Annotated in this window: 12 protein-coding genes; 1 reads left to right on the forward strand and 11 read right to left on the reverse strand. The window is 39.2% G+C overall.

All coding sequences use genetic code 11. The features are described from left to right. Positions 1–174: 174 nt before the first annotated feature. The 8 genes from gdhA to ACVRZH_RS07365 form a co-directional block, all read right to left on the reverse strand. Positions 175–1,524: an NADP-specific glutamate dehydrogenase gene (gdhA, locus tag ACVRZH_RS07330; protein ID WP_447454645.1), complete on the reverse strand. Its 1,350-nt coding sequence runs from the start codon at positions 1,522–1,524 to the stop codon at positions 175–177. A gap of 143 nt (positions 1,525–1,667) precedes the next feature. After that, complete coding sequence (locus tag ACVRZH_RS07335; protein WP_447454646.1) at positions 1,668–3,443, reverse strand: ABC transporter ATP-binding protein; 1,776 nt, start codon at positions 3,441–3,443, stop codon at positions 1,668–1,670. A 1-nt stretch (position 3,444) separates the two neighbouring features. Next, positions 3,445–5,184, reverse strand: coding sequence for an ABC transporter ATP-binding protein (locus tag ACVRZH_RS07340; protein ID WP_447454647.1), 1,740 nt, complete (start codon positions 5,182–5,184; stop codon positions 3,445–3,447). 220 nt (positions 5,185–5,404) lie between these two features. Then, a complete protein-coding gene (locus ACVRZH_RS07345; RefSeq protein ID WP_447454648.1) occupies positions 5,405–7,273 on the reverse strand; it encodes an ABC-F family ATP-binding cassette domain-containing protein in 1,869 nt (622 codons plus the stop codon). Between the two features lie 17 nt (positions 7,274–7,290). Continuing rightward, on the reverse strand, positions 7,291–8,493 hold the full coding sequence (locus tag ACVRZH_RS07350) for a CCA tRNA nucleotidyltransferase (protein ID WP_447454649.1): 1,203 nt from the start codon (positions 8,491–8,493) through the stop codon (positions 7,291–7,293). A gap of 51 nt (positions 8,494–8,544) precedes the next feature. Further along, a complete protein-coding gene (locus ACVRZH_RS07355) occupies positions 8,545–9,390 on the reverse strand; it encodes a DegV family protein (RefSeq protein ID WP_447454650.1) in 846 nt (281 codons plus the stop codon). A 1-nt stretch (position 9,391) separates the two neighbouring features. Further along, positions 9,392–9,766, reverse strand: a complete 375-nt coding sequence (locus ACVRZH_RS07360; RefSeq protein WP_447454651.1) for a DUF1149 family protein — start codon at positions 9,764–9,766, stop codon at positions 9,392–9,394. 77 nt (positions 9,767–9,843) lie between these two features. After that, positions 9,844–10,365 (reverse strand): hypothetical protein, encoded by a 522-nt coding sequence (locus ACVRZH_RS07365; protein ID WP_447454652.1) that lies wholly within the window; start codon positions 10,363–10,365, stop codon positions 9,844–9,846. Positions 10,366–10,504: 139 nt separating this feature from the next. Between ACVRZH_RS07365 and ypfJ the strand changes: the two genes are divergently transcribed. Further along, the gene (gene ypfJ / locus ACVRZH_RS07370) at positions 10,505–11,428 is read left to right on the forward strand and encodes a KPN_02809 family neutral zinc metallopeptidase (RefSeq protein WP_447454653.1); all 924 of its coding nucleotides are present in this window, start codon (positions 10,505–10,507) and stop codon (positions 11,426–11,428) included. A gap of 142 nt (positions 11,429–11,570) precedes the next feature. On the opposite strand, the gene ACVRZH_RS07375 is transcribed toward ypfJ, so the two are convergent. The 3 genes from ACVRZH_RS07375 to ACVRZH_RS07385 form a co-directional block, all read right to left on the reverse strand. Continuing rightward, on the reverse strand, positions 11,571–16,139 hold the full coding sequence (locus ACVRZH_RS07375) for a S8 family serine peptidase (RefSeq protein WP_447454654.1): 4,569 nt from the start codon (positions 16,137–16,139) through the stop codon (positions 11,571–11,573). Between the two features lie 259 nt (positions 16,140–16,398). Further along, entirely contained in the window at positions 16,399–19,578 is a 3,180-nt protein-coding gene (gene carB, locus ACVRZH_RS07380) for a carbamoyl-phosphate synthase large subunit (protein WP_447454655.1), read from the reverse strand. A gap of 27 nt (positions 19,579–19,605) precedes the next feature. Continuing rightward, entirely contained in the window at positions 19,606–20,694 is a 1,089-nt protein-coding gene (locus tag ACVRZH_RS07385; protein WP_447454656.1) for a carbamoyl phosphate synthase small subunit, read from the reverse strand. Positions 20,695–20,725: the final 31 nt, after the last annotated feature.

Consider the following 20,725-nt stretch of genomic DNA (forward strand, 5'->3'; position numbering starts at 1 on the left):
GATTCCGAAACTTTGACAACTTTAAAAGAAGGATTTTGATTGCCTTGAACATCAAAAAGGAGAGAACCAATCTGATTCTCTCCAGATGTTAGCTTTTCATCTACCCACTACAGTTGACAAAGAGCCTTTTTAAATGGGGTTCTACGCGACTGATATAATCAATATCTCAAGTTATTATACAATGCCTTGCGCTGACATAGCTTCAGCGACTTTCAAGAAACCTGCAATGTTGGCTCCGACAACTAGGTTGCCTGGAGCTCCAAATTCTTCTGCTGCTTTTGAAGCATTTTGATAAATAGACGACATAATCTCATATAATTTTTCATCCACTTCCTCAAAACTCCAAGATAGACGCATGCTATTTTGGGACATCTCTAGTGCTGATACTGCCACACCACCTGCATTGGCTGCTTTTGCTGGTCCAAAGGCAACTCCTGCTTCCAAGAAGACATCTATAGCCTCAAGGGTTGAAGGCATATTTGCTCCTTCTGCAACTGCTATCACCCCATTTGCAACAAGTGTTTCTGCATCTGACTTGCTTAGCTCATTTTGAGTGGCACAAGGGAAGGCTAAGTCAGCCTTAACTGTCCAAATCGTTTCCTTACCTGCTGGAGTGAATGTGGCATGCGGGTGATGCTTGGTATACGCCACAATACGCTCACGCTCAACTTCTTTAAGCTGTTTTAAAGTATCAAGATTGATGCCATTTTCATCATAGATGAAGCCAGATGAGTCCGAACAGGCAAGTACTTTAGCACCTAAACTCTGGAGTTTTTCGATTGCATAAATGGCAACATTACCTGAACCAGAAACAATTGCTGTCTTGCCTTCAAAATTCTCACTTTTTGATGATAACATTTGTTGGGCAAAGTAGACAACACCATAACCAGTCGCTTCTGTACGTCCAAGCGATCCGCCATAAGTCAGTCCCTTACCAGTCAAGACACCATTTTCATAATTGTTCAAACGTTTATACTGTCCAAATAGATAACCAATTTCACGGGCACCGACACCAATATCTCCTGCTGGAACATCTTGATCAGGACCAATATGTTTTTGCAATTCTGTCATAAAACTTTGAGTAAATCGCATGACTTCCATGTCTGACTTACCTTTAGGATCAAAGTTTGAACCACCTTTACCACCACCAATTGGCAAACCTGTCAATGAATTTTTGAAAATCTGTTCAAATCCTAAAAACTTGATAATAGACTGATTGACAGTGGGGTGAAAGCGCAGCCCTCCTTTGTAAGGGCCAATTGCCGATGAAAACTGTACGCGATAGCCTTTATTAACCTGAACTTGACCTTTATCATCAACCCAAGGCACTCGGAAAGATACAATACGTTCTGGTTCAACCAAGCGCTCAAGGATATTTTCTGCCATATATTTGGGATATTTATCAAAAACAGGAATCAATGACTCAAATACTTCCTCGACAGCTTGGAGAAACTCTGTTTCATGGCGATTATCAGATTTCACCTTTTCAAACACATATGCTACATATTCTTTACCAGTCATCATTTTACCTCCAATAACTGCTTCACTCAAAACAGTCTTTCAGACTTTTATTAAGTCTTAATTATAAATTGTCAGAATATTCTTGTCAATGATTTTGATTGCTTTTCTTTAAACCTAAGAACTCTAATACTCCGTCCCAATTCTGTTTAGGTAGTCACTTCATTTTTAGCAAATTGGCTTTGATATAAATCATAGTAAAATCCTTTATCAGCCAACAAGGACTGATGATTGCCTTGCTCGATGATTTGACCATCTTTAAGTACTAAAATCTTATCCGCTTCTTGAATGGTTGATAAGCGATGGGCAATAACAAAGCTTGTTCGCCCCTTAATCAAACGTTTCATGGCTTTTTGAATCAGTAATTCCAAACGCGTATCCACAGAAGATGTCGCCTCATCAAGAATGAGAATCTTGGGATTGGCTAGGAGCGCACGAGCAATCGTTAATAACTGCTTTTGACCAAGAGAAATATTACTTGACTCTTGATTCATTTCCATATTGTAACCACCTGGTAGTGTACGGATAAAGTGGTCAACATTAGCAGCTTTAGCCGCCTCGACAATTTCTTCGTCAGTCGCATCTAAACGACCAAATCTTAGATTGTCTTTGATACTGGCTTCATAAAGCCAAGCATCTTGCAAGACCATCCCAAATTGACGGCGATAATCTTGGCGAGATAAGTCACGAATATTATGACCATCAACCGTAATAGAACCATTAGTAACATCATAAAAACGCATTAACAAGTTAATTAAAGTTGTCTTACCAGCACCAGTCGGACCGACAATGGCAATCATTTCTCCTGGATTTACCTCAAGATTAAATTGCTTAATCAAAGGCTTATCCTCAACGTACTGGAATGAAACATCTTTAAAACTTACTTGACCTGTCAAATCAGTTTCTAATTGATAACTAGCATCGGAACTTTCTTCAACTTCATCCAAGACCTCAAAAATACGACCTAATGACGATTTGGCGCTCTGTATCATTCCAGCTAGTTGTGTCAAGGTTTGAATGGGTTGGCCAAGTTGCCAAACATATTGCACGAATGCTTGCATATTACCAATTGTTAAAGTACCTGCCATAACTTGCAAACCACCAAAAACAGCAACAGTCAAATAGGTTAAATCAGAAATAGCATGTAAAACAGGCATCATTAACCCAGATACAAATATGGCATTGAAACCAGCTTTTTGCAAGGTTGCTGTAATTTCTCTAAATTGGCGTGTTGATGCTTCTTCACGACCATACAGTTTCAGAATGTTAAAGCCAGTTAAATTTTCCTGAACAAAACCATTCATATCGCCAAGAACCTTAGCTTGTGTCTTAAAGTAAGGATCTGATATGCGAGCAATATATCTCGCACTATAATAGGTGATAGGAATACTGATTAAAACTATTATCGCGAGTTGAGCATTGAGGTAAAGTACCATACCAATAACCATAGTGAGCGTTAAAACAGCATTGACAACCTGAAGAAAACTTTGTTGCAAGGCATTTGAGACCGTATCAACATCGCTAGTAAAGCGACCTAACATGTCTCCAAATTGATGTTTGTCAAAATAACTAACAGGCATGCGATTGATTTTTCGGCTAAGATCACTTCTCAAGTCCTTGACAGACTGCTGAACTGCGTTGGTCATGAAATAGTTGGCACCGTAAGACCCAAATTCATAAAACAAGGCTCTGACACCGTATAACACCAGTAACCAGAAAATCTTTGTAGTATTGATTGAGGCACCTGCTAATCCTCTAGCCATGTCCAATAAATTTTGCGTTAATTCTGTAATCACCAATCCCAAAACAAAGGGTTCTAAGACACTAGCCAAAGAGCTAATTGTTTTTAATAAAATAGCTAAGAAAACCGCTCCTCTATAACGTTTCAAGTAGGACCAGGTCCGTTTAAAAACATTTTCTGACATCTTATTCCTCCTCCGTTAATGAGCGATTATTCAATTGAGAGTTGGCTATTTCACGATAGATATCATTAGTTGCCATTAGCTCCTCATGACGTCCTCTCGCTACAATTTCACCTTGATCAAGGACAATAATTTGATCAGCATCCATTATAGTGCCAACACGCTGTGCCACAATCAAGACTGTAGCATCTTTAGTTACTTCTTTCAATCGACGACGTAATTCAGCATCTGTTTTATAGTCAAGTGCTGAAAAGGAATCATCAAAGATATAGATATCTGGTTTTTTGACAACTGCTCTAGCAATGGATAAACGTTGTTTTTGTCCTCCTGACAAGTTACTACCGCCTTCAGCAAGAAGAGTCTCAAAAGCATCATCACGACTTTCGATAAAATCTTTGGCTTGAGAGACATCGGCAGCCTGATGAAGCTCTTCATAACTAGCATCTTCTTTACCATACTTGAGGTTTTCACCAATAGTCCCTGTGAAAAGAAGCGCTTTTTGTGGGATAAAGCCAATCTTAGCACGAAGAGCTTTGAGGTTATAATCCCTCACGTCAACACCATCTACCAAAATCCGACCTAAAATCACATCATAAAATCTTGGGATTAAACTGACAAGTGACGATTTCCCAGAACCTGTTGAGCCAATAAAAGCAATCGTTTCACCCGGTCTTGTCTTAAATGAAATATTATGTAAGACTGGATTTTCCGTCTCACCTGGGTAAGCAAAGGTCACATTGTCAAACTCCAAATAGCCTTTTGTTTCCGTCTCTGTGATACCATTCTCATTTGGGTTAATCGAAATAGGCATAGCCATAACTTCGTGAATACGATGGCTAGATACTGCCATTTTGGGATACATGGTAAAGAGGTTTGACAGCAATAAAAATGAGAACAAGGCATGGAAAGCATACTCAATAAAGGCCACCATGTCTCCAATTTGCAAATCACCACGCGATAAAGGAGGTAGGACAAACCAAACAATCGCAATAATCATTGCAATAATGATTTGAACAAATAGTGGTTCTGTCAAGGCAGTCAGCTTAAACAGACGTTTTGATGTGTCCGCATAAGCGTCATTTTGAACATTAAAGCGTTCTTCTTGGAAATCCTCACGAGCAAATGCCCTAATCACACGAAGACCTGTTAAATTCTCACGCACATATTGGTTAATCTTGTCCAGGCGTTTTTGCTGAGCTTCTGATAAAGGTTTGGTTTTCAAGGCGACATAAGCTACAACCAGAGCTAAAAAAGGAATTGATACAGCCACTATCCAAGCTAGTGAGGGACTTGTCATTAAAATCATAACAACACTGGATACCAGGACTAAAGGTGTTACAACACCCATACGCAAGGCTTGTTCAGCAAATTGCATCAGAACGTAGGCATCACTAGTTAATCGTGTTACCAAAGATGATACTCCAATTTGCTCGTATTCCTGATGCGAATACTCCTGTATCTTGTCGTACATATCGTTTCGCATATCTTGAATCATGGTGGTGGTTAGCTTACTAGAAGCGTAAGATAATAAAACACGCCCTACTATCCCCAAGAGGACGATGACAAACATCACCCACGCCCAAAAATATAGTACCTGATGCTGATTAGGACGAATGCCTTCATCAATCATTTTAGCTAAAATCGTCGGTAAACCTAAAATAGATACACCATATAGGAAGGCTGCTAACAAATTAAGCACCAGCCAACGTGGATTTTTCTTTAAATAAGACCAGATCAATCTCATGATATTCCTTTCTTAATTCATTCTAAACTATCGTCAATTCCTATCTGTCAATCACCACACGCTGTAGTGTATAATCAAATATTGGAGTGCAGGATAAAAAGAAGCTACCAATAAATCTGCTACAGAGTAAGCTAAGATATGGACACAAACTCTGACTATTTTTAGAATCTTACTGAACAAAGCTCTATATTGCTGTCATGATGGTATGACCTCACAAAAACTAGCTATCCAATTCACTCAGATACTCATAGCGGTCATATTTTTCTAAGAGCAAGGCATTTTGAGCATCTAAGTCTCTTTGTAAAACAGCTAATTGACCGTAGTCGCTAGCTTGCTCTTGCATGCTGGCTTCAATCTCAGCAATCGTCTCCTCAATCTTGGCAATGTCATCTTCAATCGTTGCCCATTCTTGTTTTTCAGCATAGGACATCCGATTTTTGACTGTTTTTTCTTTGATTGCCTTAGGCTTATCATCCTTAACACTTGCTTGATGAGTTTCTGCTATAAAGGCTTTTTCATCCAAATAATCCGTATAATTCCCGAAGAATGTTTTGATAGTTCCATTTTCAAACGCTAGGATTTTATTAGCAACCTTATCCAAGAAATAACGGTCATGACTCACCGTGATGACTGGTCCTGAGAAACCTTGCAAGAATTGCTCCAAAACAGTCAAGGTGGCAATATCTAGATCATTGGTTGGCTCATCTAGTAAGAGGACATTGGGTTTTTCAATCAATAATTTCAAAAGGTAGAGGCGTTTTTTTTCACCTCCTGATAATTTACCAATCAAGGCACCATGACTTGAACGCGGGAAAAGGAATTGCTCCAACAATTCACTAATACTTGTCGGACCATGCTTAGTCTTGACCTCATCAGCCACTTCTTGCAGATAGGTGATCAAACGCTTGTTCGGATCCATATCCGTCAACTGCTGCGAAAAATGAGCAATACGAACCGTCTCACCAACGGAAATTTCTCCTGATGTCGCTTCCAAATCACCTGCGATTAAATGTAGCAAAGTTGATTTTCCAACACCATTGTCGCCGACAATCCCAATCCTATCTTTATTTTGAATCAAAAGGTTAAAGCCTTGTAAAATCGGCTTATCTCCATAAGAAAAATCAACATTCTCAAAGGATAGGACTTTCTTACCAATACGAGCCGTCTCAAATTGCATATCCATTTGACTATTATCAATGCTCTGACTAACCTCTTTTTTCAAGTCATTAAATCGGTTAATACGCGCCTGTTGCTTGGTCGCTCTGGCTTGGGGCTGTGTCCTCATCCATGCCAATTCTTGTTTGAACAACTGCTTCTTTTTGTGCATAGTTGCCGCATCACGCTCATCTTGTTCTGCCTTTAACCTGACATAATCTTGATAGTTACCTTGATATTCTGTTAGTCCAGCATTTGCCAATTCGAAGATACGCGTAGAGACATTATCCAAGAAATAACGGTCATGGGTGATGAAGAGAACTGTTTTTTTACTAGATTTGAGGTAATTGGTCAACCAGGCAATAGTATCGATATCCAAGTGGTTGGTCGGCTCATCTAATAAGAGCAAGTCGCTATTTGAGAGTAGGACTTGAGCCAATTGAACACGTCGGCGTAAACCTCCTGAAAGATTGCCTACCAGTGCCGTTAAATCTGTAATACCTAACTTGGAAAGCACTGTTTTTATCTCACTCTCGATTGACCAAGCATCAAGAGCATCCATCTCCGCCATAACTTTTTCTAGCCTTGATTGGCTTTCTTCAGAATAGGCTGCCATAATTTGCTCATACTCTCTAATCAACTGAACTTCTCGAACATCAGATGACAAAACAGTGTCCAACACAGAAGCCTTATCATTAAATTGAGGTTCCTGTGTGAGATAAGCTATTTGATAATCAGACTTACTGGAAAAAGGTGATACATCACCATCAAAACCTAGCTGTCCAGATAAAACATCCAATAATGTCGTTTTACCTGTTCCATTAACACCAATGATACCAATACGATCTTCCTCATGAATAATAAATGACACGTCCCTAAATACCGTCTTATCTCCTACGGTCTTAGTCAATCCTTCAACTAAAAAATCACTCATTCGTTTATCCTAATCCCTTATAATTTCCTTTTGATAAAATAACAGATTTCCTCTCTATCATTGGCTAATCTGCCCTCTACAATCTCTTCTTCGATAACATCTAATAGCTCACCCAAATAAGGTCCAGGTTTTAGCCCAAATGTTTTAATGAGATCGCCACCATTAATCACAATTTCGTGCTTGTCGTGAATAGTCAAAGCCTTATCTAACTCACTAATACGCGAAAAATCCGTTGATAGATTAGCTGCCTGACGCAGTTCTTCTGCCAAGGTAATCAGGTGTGCTCCATATTGGTAGACATCACGTTTGCTAATAGGGCGGTCTTCTCTAAATCGGAAAATAGTTACGAGTTGTTCCACGTTTTTTTGAAACACAACAGAGGTTTTCCACTTTTTCAAAAAAGCACGAACGTCTTTACTATTCAAAGAAATCATTAAAGCAGCCCAAGCCTGTTCTGAGGTTGTAAATGTCCAATCATCCTTAAATAATCGCAGTAAGTCCTCTAATTCTGATTCTTTCTCTTTCAAATCTGGTAAATATCGGTAAGCATGAGACTCTAAAAAGTACTTAAAGCCTTTTTGCCACCAAGGCGCCATTAAAAGTTTATCCAACTCAATAAAAGAACGCTCAATTGAAATTTTCTCAAGTAAGGGCGCATGGGTACGCATGGCTTCAAAGGTTTCTGGCTCAATCGCAAAATTTAAGGTCGAGGCAAAACGTAAGCCACGCATAATCCTAAGGGCATCCTCATTAAAACGTTCCTCTGCTCGACCAACGGCCCTCAAAAGTTGATTATCTAAATCACTTAGACCATTGAACAAATCAATAACCTCTGAATCTTCATTCAAAGCAAAAGCGTTGACCGTAAAGTCACGGCGCTTTAAATCCTCTTCAAGAGATCTTACAAAGGAAACACTACTTGGTCGGCGAAAATCGACATAGACATCTTCTGTCCTAAAAGTCGTCACTTCATACTCATCGTCTTCTTCAAGAACTAATACTGTACCATGCTCAATACCAACATCAACCGTACGAGCAAAAATAGACTTGGTTTCCTCAGGATAAGACGATGTAGCAATATCAACATCATGAATTGGACGATTGAGCAAGGCATCTCTGACACTGCCACCAACAAAATAGGCTTCAAAGCCTGCATGTTTTATCTTTTCTAATACGGGTAAAGCCTTCTGAAATTCAGAAGGCATATCAAATAATTTCATCTTATGTCCAAACTAAGGTCATGCCATGTACAAAGAAATGGTATGACACATTTATTCAATAATTTTGGTTAAGCCCAAGGCTACGGCTCCCTCACCCAAGTGTGTCGCAATGACACAATTAAATGGTACAATGGTTAATTGCTCCGATGAGAAATGAGGGACAAGCATATCATACAAGCGTGTCGCTTTGTCATGGGCATTACTGTGTATCACAGAAATAGCAAATGGCTGACCATCAGCAATTTCTTTAGCGAGATCGACTAAGTTCAACATAGCTTTCTTTTCCGTTCTGATTTTACTGAAGACTTTTATGACACCGTCTTTATCAAAATGCAGAATCGGCTTGATAGACAACAAATTCCCCAATAATGCTGAACCATTAGACAAGCGGCCACCTTTAACCAAGTGGTTTAAATCATCAACTAAGATAAAAGCCGTTGTTAATGCAATTTGTTGCTCTAATTTATCTAACAAGGTTTCAAAAGAGTCTCCTTGCTCTGCCCAACGTAAAAGACTAGCAATCATCGTGCCAAGTGGGGCACTAGTAATCTTAGAATCTGGAATAGCCACCGTCAACTGAGGATGTTCCTCAATCAGATACTGAATGCTTTGATAAAAACCTGAAATACCACTCGACAAGAACAGACCAATGACATGGGTATAATGTTCTTCTTCAAACCTTGTCAATAACTCATCGAACGCAGCCAAGCTCGGCTGACTAGTCTTGGGTAACTCCTCGGATGTTGCCATATAAGCATAAAAATCATCAAGGGTTAAATTTTTACCTTCAAAAAAAGTCTCTCCACCAAACGTGACAGGAATATCTAAAACATGGACTTGTTTTCTAATATCATCTGTCAAAAAAGCAGATGAATCGGTCACAATCGCTAATTTCATATTAGAACTCCAAAGTAATGCCTTGTCTATCCAAAGCAATTTCAGTCACCTCGTAAGTCATGCGCTTCAAGGTATCTAATAAAGGAGCTGCTAAAGATTCTACTTCTTCTTGTGAAAGTTCACTTGGTTCATTAACAATACGCCCTTGAATATGGTTAAGTTGCGACATAAAGCCGTTGATAACAAATTCATCACGGACAATCATAAATTTTAAAATAGAGACGATACTGGTAACCTGTTTTTCCTCGTCTTTGTTATTAAGTTGAAACTTAACCTCTACTTTTGTTTCAGGTGTGCCATTTTCTTTTTCCCACTCATAGTTGCGAGCATTATAGTGATACTGATTAACAAATTCTTGTTCACGTACAATTTCCATGTTTTCTCCTCTGTATTGCAAAAGTGCTTAACTATTTCTTACTATTATATCATAAATATAGATTCTTTGCCTCGAGACTAGAATTTTTTCTGCGGATGTTTATCAACAATATCAGGATATTTCGCTAACACATCACGTCCTTTCGCTAATAACTCATATCCTCGTAGGTCAAATAAGTCAGCTAATTCAGACTCAGTGAAATGCTGATAAATGGCTTGGTCAATATCCTGACGTTTCATTTTAGACAATCCTTTGACCTCTTTTTGTTTTAAAAAATGTTTCAAGACAGAACTAGACAAATGCTTAATTGAGGCAGCTGCTGATTCTACAGCAACATATCCTTCTTGAATGAGCCATTCTAATTCTATCTGAGCATTGATACCATAAGTCGTTGCAAAATATTTATGATGAGGGGTATCTGTCCGATAGGTACCAAATTGTATTCGCCACAACATGATAATGTGACCAGGTAACAAACCTTCTTTAGTTCGAATCATTTGCCGTTCCGCAATCGGTTTTGTCAACAATTCCTCAATATACTCTGGTGCCAAATAAGGCATCTCAGCATGGTCTTTATATACGGTTTCAATATTTTTCATATTGTTTATTATAACAAAAGTCTTTATGATGGTCATCTGTCAGAGTTGATGTGGGAGTTTTAAACAAATCTTAGACCTTTTAGGGTATTTTAGTTTATAATAATAGATGTCACAGTCATCATTTAATTAAGGAGTTTTTATGAAAACTGATAACTTACGTGAAAGTAAACATATCGAGGACAGACGAGGTCAACGAACATCTCCGTCTTACAATACTAGTAGGTCTTCTTTCGGAGGCTCTTCATCTGCTGGAAATCTCATTTTCAGTCTTCTCTTGTCTAGGCTGGGATGGAAAGGAAGAATACTGCTTCTCATCGGTATGTTGCTTTTTGGTGGTATGTCTGGGATTGGTGGACTTTTAACAGGTTCAACAACACCAAACAATTACCAATCAGCTCAAATCAATTCAAACGGTGCTGATGTTTCTGATTCCGACGGTGAGTTCATGAGCAAAGTTCTGGCTAGTACAGAAGACTTCTGGACACAAGAATTTGCAAAAAACGGGCTACACTACGAAGCACCCACAATGGTCTTCTACAACGACCAAACCTCAACAGCTTGTGGTTTAGGCTCAGCTCAAGCCGGTCCTTTCTATTGTTCTGCTGATAAAAAAATATACATTGATACAAGCTTCTACAAGGAGCTATCAACACGCTATAAAGCTTCTGGAGACTTCGCTATGGCTTATGTTATTGCTCACGAAGTCGGCCATCATGTTCAAAATGAACTAGGAACAATGCAAGAATACGCTATGGCTCGTCGTGGAAAATCTGAAAAAGAAGCTAATGCTCTCAATGTACGTCTTGAACTACAAGCTGATTATTATGCAGGAGCTTGGGCTAAGTATGTCGATGGACAAGGTCTACTTGACTCTGGAGATATTAAAGAGGCTATGGATGCAGCTCACGCTGTTGGCGATGATACGCTGCAAGAAGAGGCTTACGGGCATTCGGTTCCTGACAGCTTTACACACGGTAGTTCCGAACAACGCCAAGAATGGTTTGATAGAGGGTACAAATACGGTGATATCCAACACGGAGATACCTTTAAGACAAATATATAAATATACCTCAAATGAATTGTCATAACAATAAACACTGCGGATAACCGCAGTGTTTATTGTTATATAGGCATTTAATAACCTCATCAATCAGATACATCTTTGAACAGTTCTATTACTGATTTTATCCTTTTTGACGATAGGATTAGTTTTTACGACGACTTTTTGTCATGACAAGGGCTATCCACGTACTCATCATACCAAGTAAGGTTGTAGCTAAAGCTGAAATATCTCCTGTTTTTGGTAAAGTATGTTCTGAATGGGCTTGTTTTGCTTCAGACATTACCTCCTCTTTAGCAAATCTCTCTTGCTGACCAAGTGCAGTAGGTAAATCGGGTGATACAGGTGCAACTTCTATATCTTCAACAAACTCTTGACCAGTTACCAATGCATTAGATAAACTTGTGACAAAATGAGTTGTCTTCTTATCATCTTTTGTTGATGGTAATGACTGACTTAGCTCTGTACTTGGTACAGGCAAGACTGGAGCTTGACCATCAAGTGCTTCTTGAGCTACCTTGAGATTTTGCAGCGCTAGATTAACCTCGTCTTGGGTCAACTTCACTGTTTCTAGCAAGGTTTTTGCTTGACCAAGTGCCTTATCATAGTCTTCTTTTACTTTTTCAGAAGCGTATTGATAACGATCACTATTCTCTTTTAAGGCTAAACCTTCTTCAACAGCTGCTTTCAAGTCATTTGTGTTTGTTGCTTGACCGTCAAGTCCTCTTTGAGCTGCTACTAATTGAGCTAATAACTCATCAACTTCGGCCTGTGTTTTACTATCCCGTCCCAAGTTTCCAGCACGAATAGCTGCATCGTAGGCTTGTTGATTAGGGCGACTAGCATTGTAGTAAATAGCCATGTCACGTACTTCATTTTGTTGATCCAAAGCTGCTAGCAGAGCAGTTGCATCCGTTTCCTTACCATCAAGTTTGGCTTGAGCTTGTTTTAATCCTTCAACCAAAGCATCAAGTTCAACCTGCATCCGCTTGCCTGCAAGTGCTTCTTTCACAGCATCCAACATACTGTCGTAAGAAGTACGACTTGACGTAGTAGCATTATAGTATTGAGCAGATGCTTTAACATCTTCTTGTTGAGCAAAAAGCTCTTTTAGTGCGTTTTTGTTAATGAGTGTCAAACGCTTAACATTACGTTTCTTCTCAACTACATCAACACTCAAATCATCCTCATAAAACTCATAGCCTTCTGCTAATGTCACAGCGATATTATAGTGACCAACAGGTACTTGTTTGCCAAAATCTGACTGAGAATATTTTTCTGCAGGTAACAGGATCGTATTACCATTCTCATCTACCACAGCCACTTGTGTTCCTGAAGGGAGATCTTTATCAAAATCAACTGTCAATGATGCATAATCAATAGCTGTAACAGCAAAGCTTACTGTTTGGATACTTTCTTTTTCAGAAACGGTAACAACTTGGCTAGCCTCTCCTACTAGACGACTGTTATCTTTATCATACAAGACAAGGTCAACAGTATAGGTCCCAAATGGAAGAGCTATGTAATCTTTTGATTTGTCAATACCATCAACTAACTGACCTTTATCATCACGAACAGCATAAGCAAAGGTATAGCCTGATGATTCATTTGTTTCCTGATTAACTAATTTTACAAAAACCCGACCCGAATCATTGCCAACTTGAGCAAGTTCTTCAACTGACATCTCACTTCTGTTACCAGCGTGGTCTTCAACAAGGTAAGTCAAATCCTTCAATTCGAGTTCTTCTGGGATAACAAAATGACCATGCTCATCTTTTTCAATATAAGCTAGATATTCTGGATACTCAGTACCATCTTCTAACGTACCGGCTGGCACAGTATATACCAAACGCTCGCGTAGCACACCAGAACCTGTCTCTGTGACTGGACGTGGTATAAAGTGTCTATTGTCCTTATTGTAGCTAGCAGTCGTGATAGCTGGTGCTTCTCTATCCAAAATAACGTCAAACGCCATTGTTTGCATATCAGCTCCAGGAACCATTGGGTAATAAGTAACCACGTAGGCATACTCGCCATCATCTAAGAGATTACCGTCTTTATCTGTACCATCCCACTCAGAAGCAAAAATAATACTTGATTTAGGATTAGTCTCACGACCTGAATAATAATTTTTTAAGCCTGATTTTGGTTCACTTTGCCATAACGGATTTTTATGCTCAACATCATCTTTAGCATAGACTGTTGCTACTAAGTCATCGAAATTACGTAAGAAGACACCTTTGAAGCCTAAGCTATCTCGGTAATTATCGTTGTTTGGCGATACTGCAAGAACAACTCCACCATCCGATTTAGGCATGAGAACAAATGTACCGTCTTCTGTCTCGTGACTGCCGACTGCGATAATAGACGTATCTGCATTATTCTCCTGATGAGAGGTTTTTGTAGATGTTACAAGACCCGTATAGGCTGCGTCTTTTGGTATTTCTTGTTTCTCTTTGTCACCTTCAAAATAAAAGCCATTTTTTCCTTCTTTGATAATATCATAAATTGGAACTTCGATAACTGTCAGGTTTTGGAAGGCACCTTTGAAACCAACATAAGGCATACTCACCACTTCGTCCTTACTTGACTTATCCAAGAAACGCACAAAGCCTTCTAGGAAATAACCATTTGGCATGAGTTCGGTTAATTCTTTACTGAAAGCTGAAGCATCAACAGTAACAGTAATTTTCTCAGTGCTATTTGCCTTCACCAAAAGGTCTTTACCAACATGTGTCGTGAGGTGTCTTGGAAGAAGTGTCATCTTACCATCTGCAACACCATCTGTATTGACGACTGTTTCATAGGTCAATGTGTAATCGGTATTGCCGAAGTTATGAACCAAAACATCAAAGCTAAAGGTATCTTTCACATTACCCAAACTCACGCTACTGTAATCATCTGCACCTGTCAAGTAAAGACTAGTGCTAATAGCTGCCTTAGTATCTGCAATACCTGCACCTTGTTGACGTGGTGACGTGTAAGCATTTGTTTCTACATTCAAGTGAGGTTTAGCCGTACTCATGATGAGATGTTTCACTAAAGCTTCAATTTCAGCTGGAGACTTATCTGGATAGGTTTTGATTAAATGCTGTTTCACCAAGAGTGCAATACCTGCCACATGTGGTGATGCCATACTTGTACCATTCATGCTTGCATACTTATCATTGTTAATTGATGAGTAAATCGCACCACCAGGAGCTGCAACGTCAGGTTTTAATTCGCCATCTGTGGTCAAGCCCCAGCTTGTAAAGTCTGATAATTGATTAGCATTTGGGTTGTCCTTGAGGACTGTACGGTCATTAAAGTGAAGCTTGTAACTAGCTGTGCTGAGCGCTTCACCGACAGTCATTGGGATAAAGACTGACGGAATTTTAACAGCATCACCTTCCAAACTCATGACGAGGTCATCACCATCTTCACGGTTGTTAAAGATGACTGCACCGATAGCACCCTTGTTCAAGGCGTTGGTGATTTTTTCAGTAAAGGTAATTTCACCACGGCGGATAAGGGCCACTTTACCAGTCAAGTCTAGGTTTTCAACATCTTCAGCTTTACCAAGTCCTGCATAAAGGTATTCGTATTCCTTATCTTTATCAAATTCGACGTCACGAGTACCTGGTAGAGTAAAGCTCGTCTTGCCATAATCAAGTTCAGCAATATTTTCTGCTCCGACAATATCCAAGACCTTGACAGCTAATTTGCTATTATTGAATGACGCTACAGAAATAGCATCCTTAGCTACAGATGGAGAACCTACCAGTCCGTAATCTGGATTAGCAGCTGATGGATTAGCATATTCTGAACCAAAAGCACCATCGTTTCCTGCAGCAATAACAACTGTGACACCTGCACGACGTGCCTTTTCTATTGCTTCAACGACAGCAGGGCTTTCATTCACGAGAGAGCCTGTTGCTGACCCTAGACTGAGGTTAATACTATCTGCACCTAGTTTGACTGCATCCTCAATAGCTCGTGCGTATAATGGTGTATCAGTAGTCTTACTACGGTCCACAAAGACACGCATAAACATCACTTGTGCTTCAGGTGCAACACCGTAGATACGTTCGCCAGTACTATCCACTTTTGATGGATTACCCGCAGCGATACCTGTCACGTGCATGCCATGTGAATCTTCGTCTTCTTCTTTAAGTTCGGTATTAGAATCAAGATAATTATAACCAAAAACAACCTTATTATTGTACCATTTACCATAATTGATTCCAGCAGCAGCTTTAGCAGCTTCCATCTCTTCTTCGGAGCGGTATTTAGCTGTTGTGACATCAGATATACGAAGCACATCATGCTCAATGTCAATACCTGAGTCAATGACAGCCACTAGCATGCCTTCACCCTTGTAACCTTTTTCCCAAACAGGCGCTACAGTAACAATATCATTACTGCTAAGGCTTGTCGGTGTTGCTACAGCAGTAGGCTCACCAGTTGAACTGGCTTCAACGGAGACTGACTCTGTTACAGAATGATTAGCTACATCAGAAACTACCTCTACGGAAAGAACATCTGTGTCTTCTACAACTTCTGATACACTATCTGACTTTGGTGAACTTAATTCTGTACTAATCGCATTAGTCAAAGTTGTCGCTGATAAATCATTAGCATAAGCACTTCCCTGACCAAGAAAGATAACCGTACCAACCACGACAGATAAAACACCTAATTTATGCTTTCTTAATGAAAAACGATGTTGCTTCATTTCTTTTCCCCCTAGAAACAGTAATCTTTTACTAGACACTAATCATGTGTAAGTTAGTAATAGCATTATTAAATCAAAAATTTTCAGAATATTCAAGTGTTTTTTGAAAATTTTTATTTTTTATTTATCTGCTACTCATCAAACTCATAATAAGCTACAAAATTCTTCATTGTCATTAGAATAAATCAATCGTAATAGGCTATTTTTAAAACTAATGTATTCAAAAAAGCTTGAAAGTAACTCTCAAGCTTCTAATCTCTTAGAGACTATCAATTCTAAAGCAACGACTTTCCAAAACACTTAACATCGCTCTTGCTGTGTCTAGAGATGTTAATAAAGGAATACCTTTTTCGATAGCAGAACTTCTAATCACCTGTCCATCTTCATCTGCTGTACGCTTATACCCTACTGTGTTCACAATCGCTTGAATATGCCCCTGTTTCACTAAATGAGGAATAGAGCATTCGGTACTATCACCTATTTTGTCAACTCTAATAACTCTTAAACCATTACCTTCAAAATAGTCTGCAGTACCACTTGTTGCATAAATCTGATAACCAATATTATCAAACCGTCTAGCAAGAGCCAAAGCTTCCTGCTTGCTATCATCTGAAATGGTAAAGACAATATTTCCAAAATCTGGCAAATGCAGATAACTCGCTTCAAAAGCCTTATATAAGGCTTTCTCAAGCGATAAATCGGTCCCCATAACTTCTCCTGTTGATTTCATCTCTGGACCAAGTAAACTGTCTACTTTAGCTAACTTAGTAAAAGAAAAAACAGGAGCTTTAACATGGACTTTATCTGATTCGGGATATAAACCTTCCTCATAACCAAGTTCAGCTAAGTTATGCCCCAACATAACTTGTGTCGCGACTTGTGTCATCGGAATACCTGTTACTTTAGATAGAAATGGAACCGTGCGACTTGCCCTAGGATTGACTTCAATCACAAACACTTCTTCATCTTTGATGACAAATTGAATGTTCATCATCCCTATACAATTCAAACCAATTGCCAAGCGTTTCGTATAATCAGTGATGGTGTCTTTGACCTGCTGCGAGAGATGTTGCGGTGGGTAAACAGCCATTGAATCTCCTGAGTGAACACCTGATCGCTCAATATGCTCCATAATACCAGGAATCAAGACAATCTCACCGTCAGAAATAGCATCTACCTCACACTCACGTCCTACAATATAAGAATCAATCAAAACAGGATGCTCCGGACTTGCCTTAACAGCTGTAGCCATATAAGATCTTAAGTCAGCTTCGTTTTCAACAATTTCCATGGCACGACCCCCTAAAACATAAGAAGGACGAACTAAAACCGGAAAACCTATTTCTCTAGCTGCTTCAACTGCCTGATCTTCTGTAGTAACTGTTTTTCCTTTAGGTTGAGGAATATTCAATGCTTTAAGTGTCTCTTCAAATAGTTTACGGTCCTCGGCCCTATCAACATCCACTAGTTGTGTTCCTAATATTCTAACACCTGATTTGGCTAATGGTTCAGCCAAATTAATAGCGGTTTGTCCACCAAATTGAACTATAACCCCCTTAGGTTTTTCCAAGTCGATGACGTTCATAACATCCTCAACAGTTAAGGGTTCAAAGTAGAGCTTATCTGATATGGAGAAATCTGTTGATACAGTCTCTGGATTTGAGTTCATAATAATAGCTTCGTAACCTGCTGCTTGAATAGCTTTGACTGAATGGACTGTAGCATAGTCAAATTCAACCCCTTGCCCGATTCGAATTGGTCCTGAACCAAGTACCAGAACAGATTCTTTCTCAGATTGGATGGATTCATTTTCCCAAGCATAAGTTGAATAAAAATATGGGGTGCTACTTTCAAACTCTGCCGCGCAAGTATCTACCATTTTATAGGTTGGGATAATACCATAGGATAGTCGCTGTTCTCTAACCTCTTCTATGGTTTGTTGCCATAAATCAGCAATTTTAGCATCAGCAAAGCCATATTGTTTGGCTTTTCTTAACAGTGACTCGTCACCGATTTTCTCTCTTAATTCTGTTTCAATCTCAACAATATGAAGTAGCTTATCCAAAAAGAAAAGATCTATTTTGGTCAGTTCAGCTAGTTCTTCAATGCTAAATCCACGCCTAATAGCTTCTGAAACATAGAATAAACGGTCATCTTGTGCCTTAACAACATGATGCAGTAATTGGTCATCAGACAACTGATTTAACTCTTTCAACTCATTATGATAAACACCGATCTCTAAGGAACGACAAGCTTTAAGCAGACTTTCTTCTATATTACGACCAATAGCCATAACCTCTCCGGTAGCTTTCATCTGTGTTCCTAGAAGTCGCTCTCCTTTTTCAAATTTATCAAAAGGAAAGCGCGGCAGTTTAGCCACAACATAGTCTAAGGCCGGCTCAAACATAGCATAAGTAGCACCGGTAACCGGATTAACCATCTCATCAAGCGTTAGACCTACAGCAATTTTGGCTGCAATTTTGGCAATTGGATAGCCTGTTGCTTTTGAAGCCAGAGCCGATGATCGAGACACGCGCGGATTGACTTCAATGACATAATAGTCAAAGCTATTGGGGTCAAGGGCTAGCTGAACATTACAACCACCCTCAATTTTTAAGGCTCTAATGATTTTTAAACTCGCGTCACGTAGCATTTGGTTTTCAACATCGGATAAGGTCTGTGATGGTGCAAAGACAATCGAATCACCTGTATGGATACCAACAGGGTCAAAGTTTTCCATATTGCACACCACTAAAGCATTATCTGCTGAATCACGTATAACCTCGTACTCAATTTCTTTAAATCCTGAAATAGAACGTTCGATTAAACATTGTGTCACTGGTGAACGCTTCAAACCATTAGATGCTACTTCTTTAAGTTGTTCATCATTATGGCAAATACCTCCTCCAGTTCCACCTAAGGTAAAAGCTGGTCTCACAATGACTGGATAGCCGATTGTCTCTGCAAAATTGAGTGCTTCATGAACAGTGCTGACAATTGTCGATTCTGGAATAGGCTCATCAAGCTCCAGCATCAACTGCTTGAATAAATCTCTATCCTCTGCTCTATCAATCGCTGATAATTTTGTACCTAATAATTCAATTCCTAAATCATCCAATATTCCTGCTTTGGATAAAGCCATCGCCATATTAAGCCCTGTTTGCCCACCGAGTGTTGGTAATAAGGCATCAGGTCTTTCTTGACGCAAAATGCGTGTCACAAATTCTAAAGTAATTGGCTCAATATAGACCTTATCTGCAATTTCTTTATCTGTCATAATAGTAGCAGGATTGGAATTGACTAATACAACCTCATAACCTTCTTCTTTTAAAGCGAGGCAGGCTTGCGTGCCTGCATAATCAAACTCTGCAGCTTGTCCGATAATAATTGGACCTGAGCCAATAACCATTATTTTCGTTATATCTGTACGTCTTGGCATGTTTCCTCTTTTCCTATGTCATTATTGCTAAATGTCGTAACGACCCTTTTGAAACATATCAATCATCTCTAAAAAATCATCAAAGAGATAGGATGCATCATGTGGTCCAGGTGCAGCATCTGGGTGATATTGAACTGAAAATGCTGGAAAATGTCTATGCTTTACTCCTTCAATAGACTTATCATTAATCTCTTCATGCGTAACCAACAAACAATCTGGAAAAGCTTCTCGGCTAACAGCATAGCCATGATTTTGACTAGTGAAATCAATGCGACCACTTGCAATTTCTCTAACAGCATGGTTAAATCCTCGATGTCCAAACCTCAATTTATAGGTTTTAGCACCATTAGCTAGGCTAAAAAGCTGATGACCTAGGCAAATTCCAAAAATAGGAATAAGTCCCTGAATTTGTCTAATCATATCAAGTGCTTCTGGGACATCTTCTGGATTACCTGGTCCATTGGATAATAAAACACCATCTGGATTAAGCCCTAATATCGTTTCTGCAGTCGTGTTATAAGGAACAACCATGATGTTACAATGTCTCCTAGATAACTCTCTCAAAATAGAATGCTTTAAGCCAAAGTCAACGACGACAATCGTTTTGCCAATATCGGGTGCTGGATAAGCTGTTTTTGTTGATACTTGCTCAACATTATTAAAGGGTAAAACAGTTGCTTTTAATTGATCAGTTAAATGCTTCAAGCTATCACCTGGATTAGATAGCGAAGCCTTCATTGTACCAAATTGACGAATCATTTTCGTCAAAGCTCTCGTATCAATACCAGCTATTCCAGGTATTTTTTTGGCTTTTAGAAAATCATCTAAGGACATTTGAGAACGCCAGTTACTTGGACGTCTTGCAGCCTCACTGACAACCACTCCCTTACAGGTTGGGATAATACTTTCATAATCATCTCGGTTGATACCATAATTACCAACTAGAGGATAGGTGAAGGTCAAAATTTGACCATTATACGATTGGTCTGTGATTGCTTCCTGATAACCTGTCATACCGGTGTTGAAAACTAATTCTCCTGTCACATCAAGCTCTGCTCCAATCGCTGTTCCTTCAAACACCGTACCATTTTCTAAAATCAGTAACCGTTTTGCCATATCCCCTCCTTACTTCTTAACGTATCTATTA

Source organism: Streptococcus fryi (assembly GCF_053206505.1).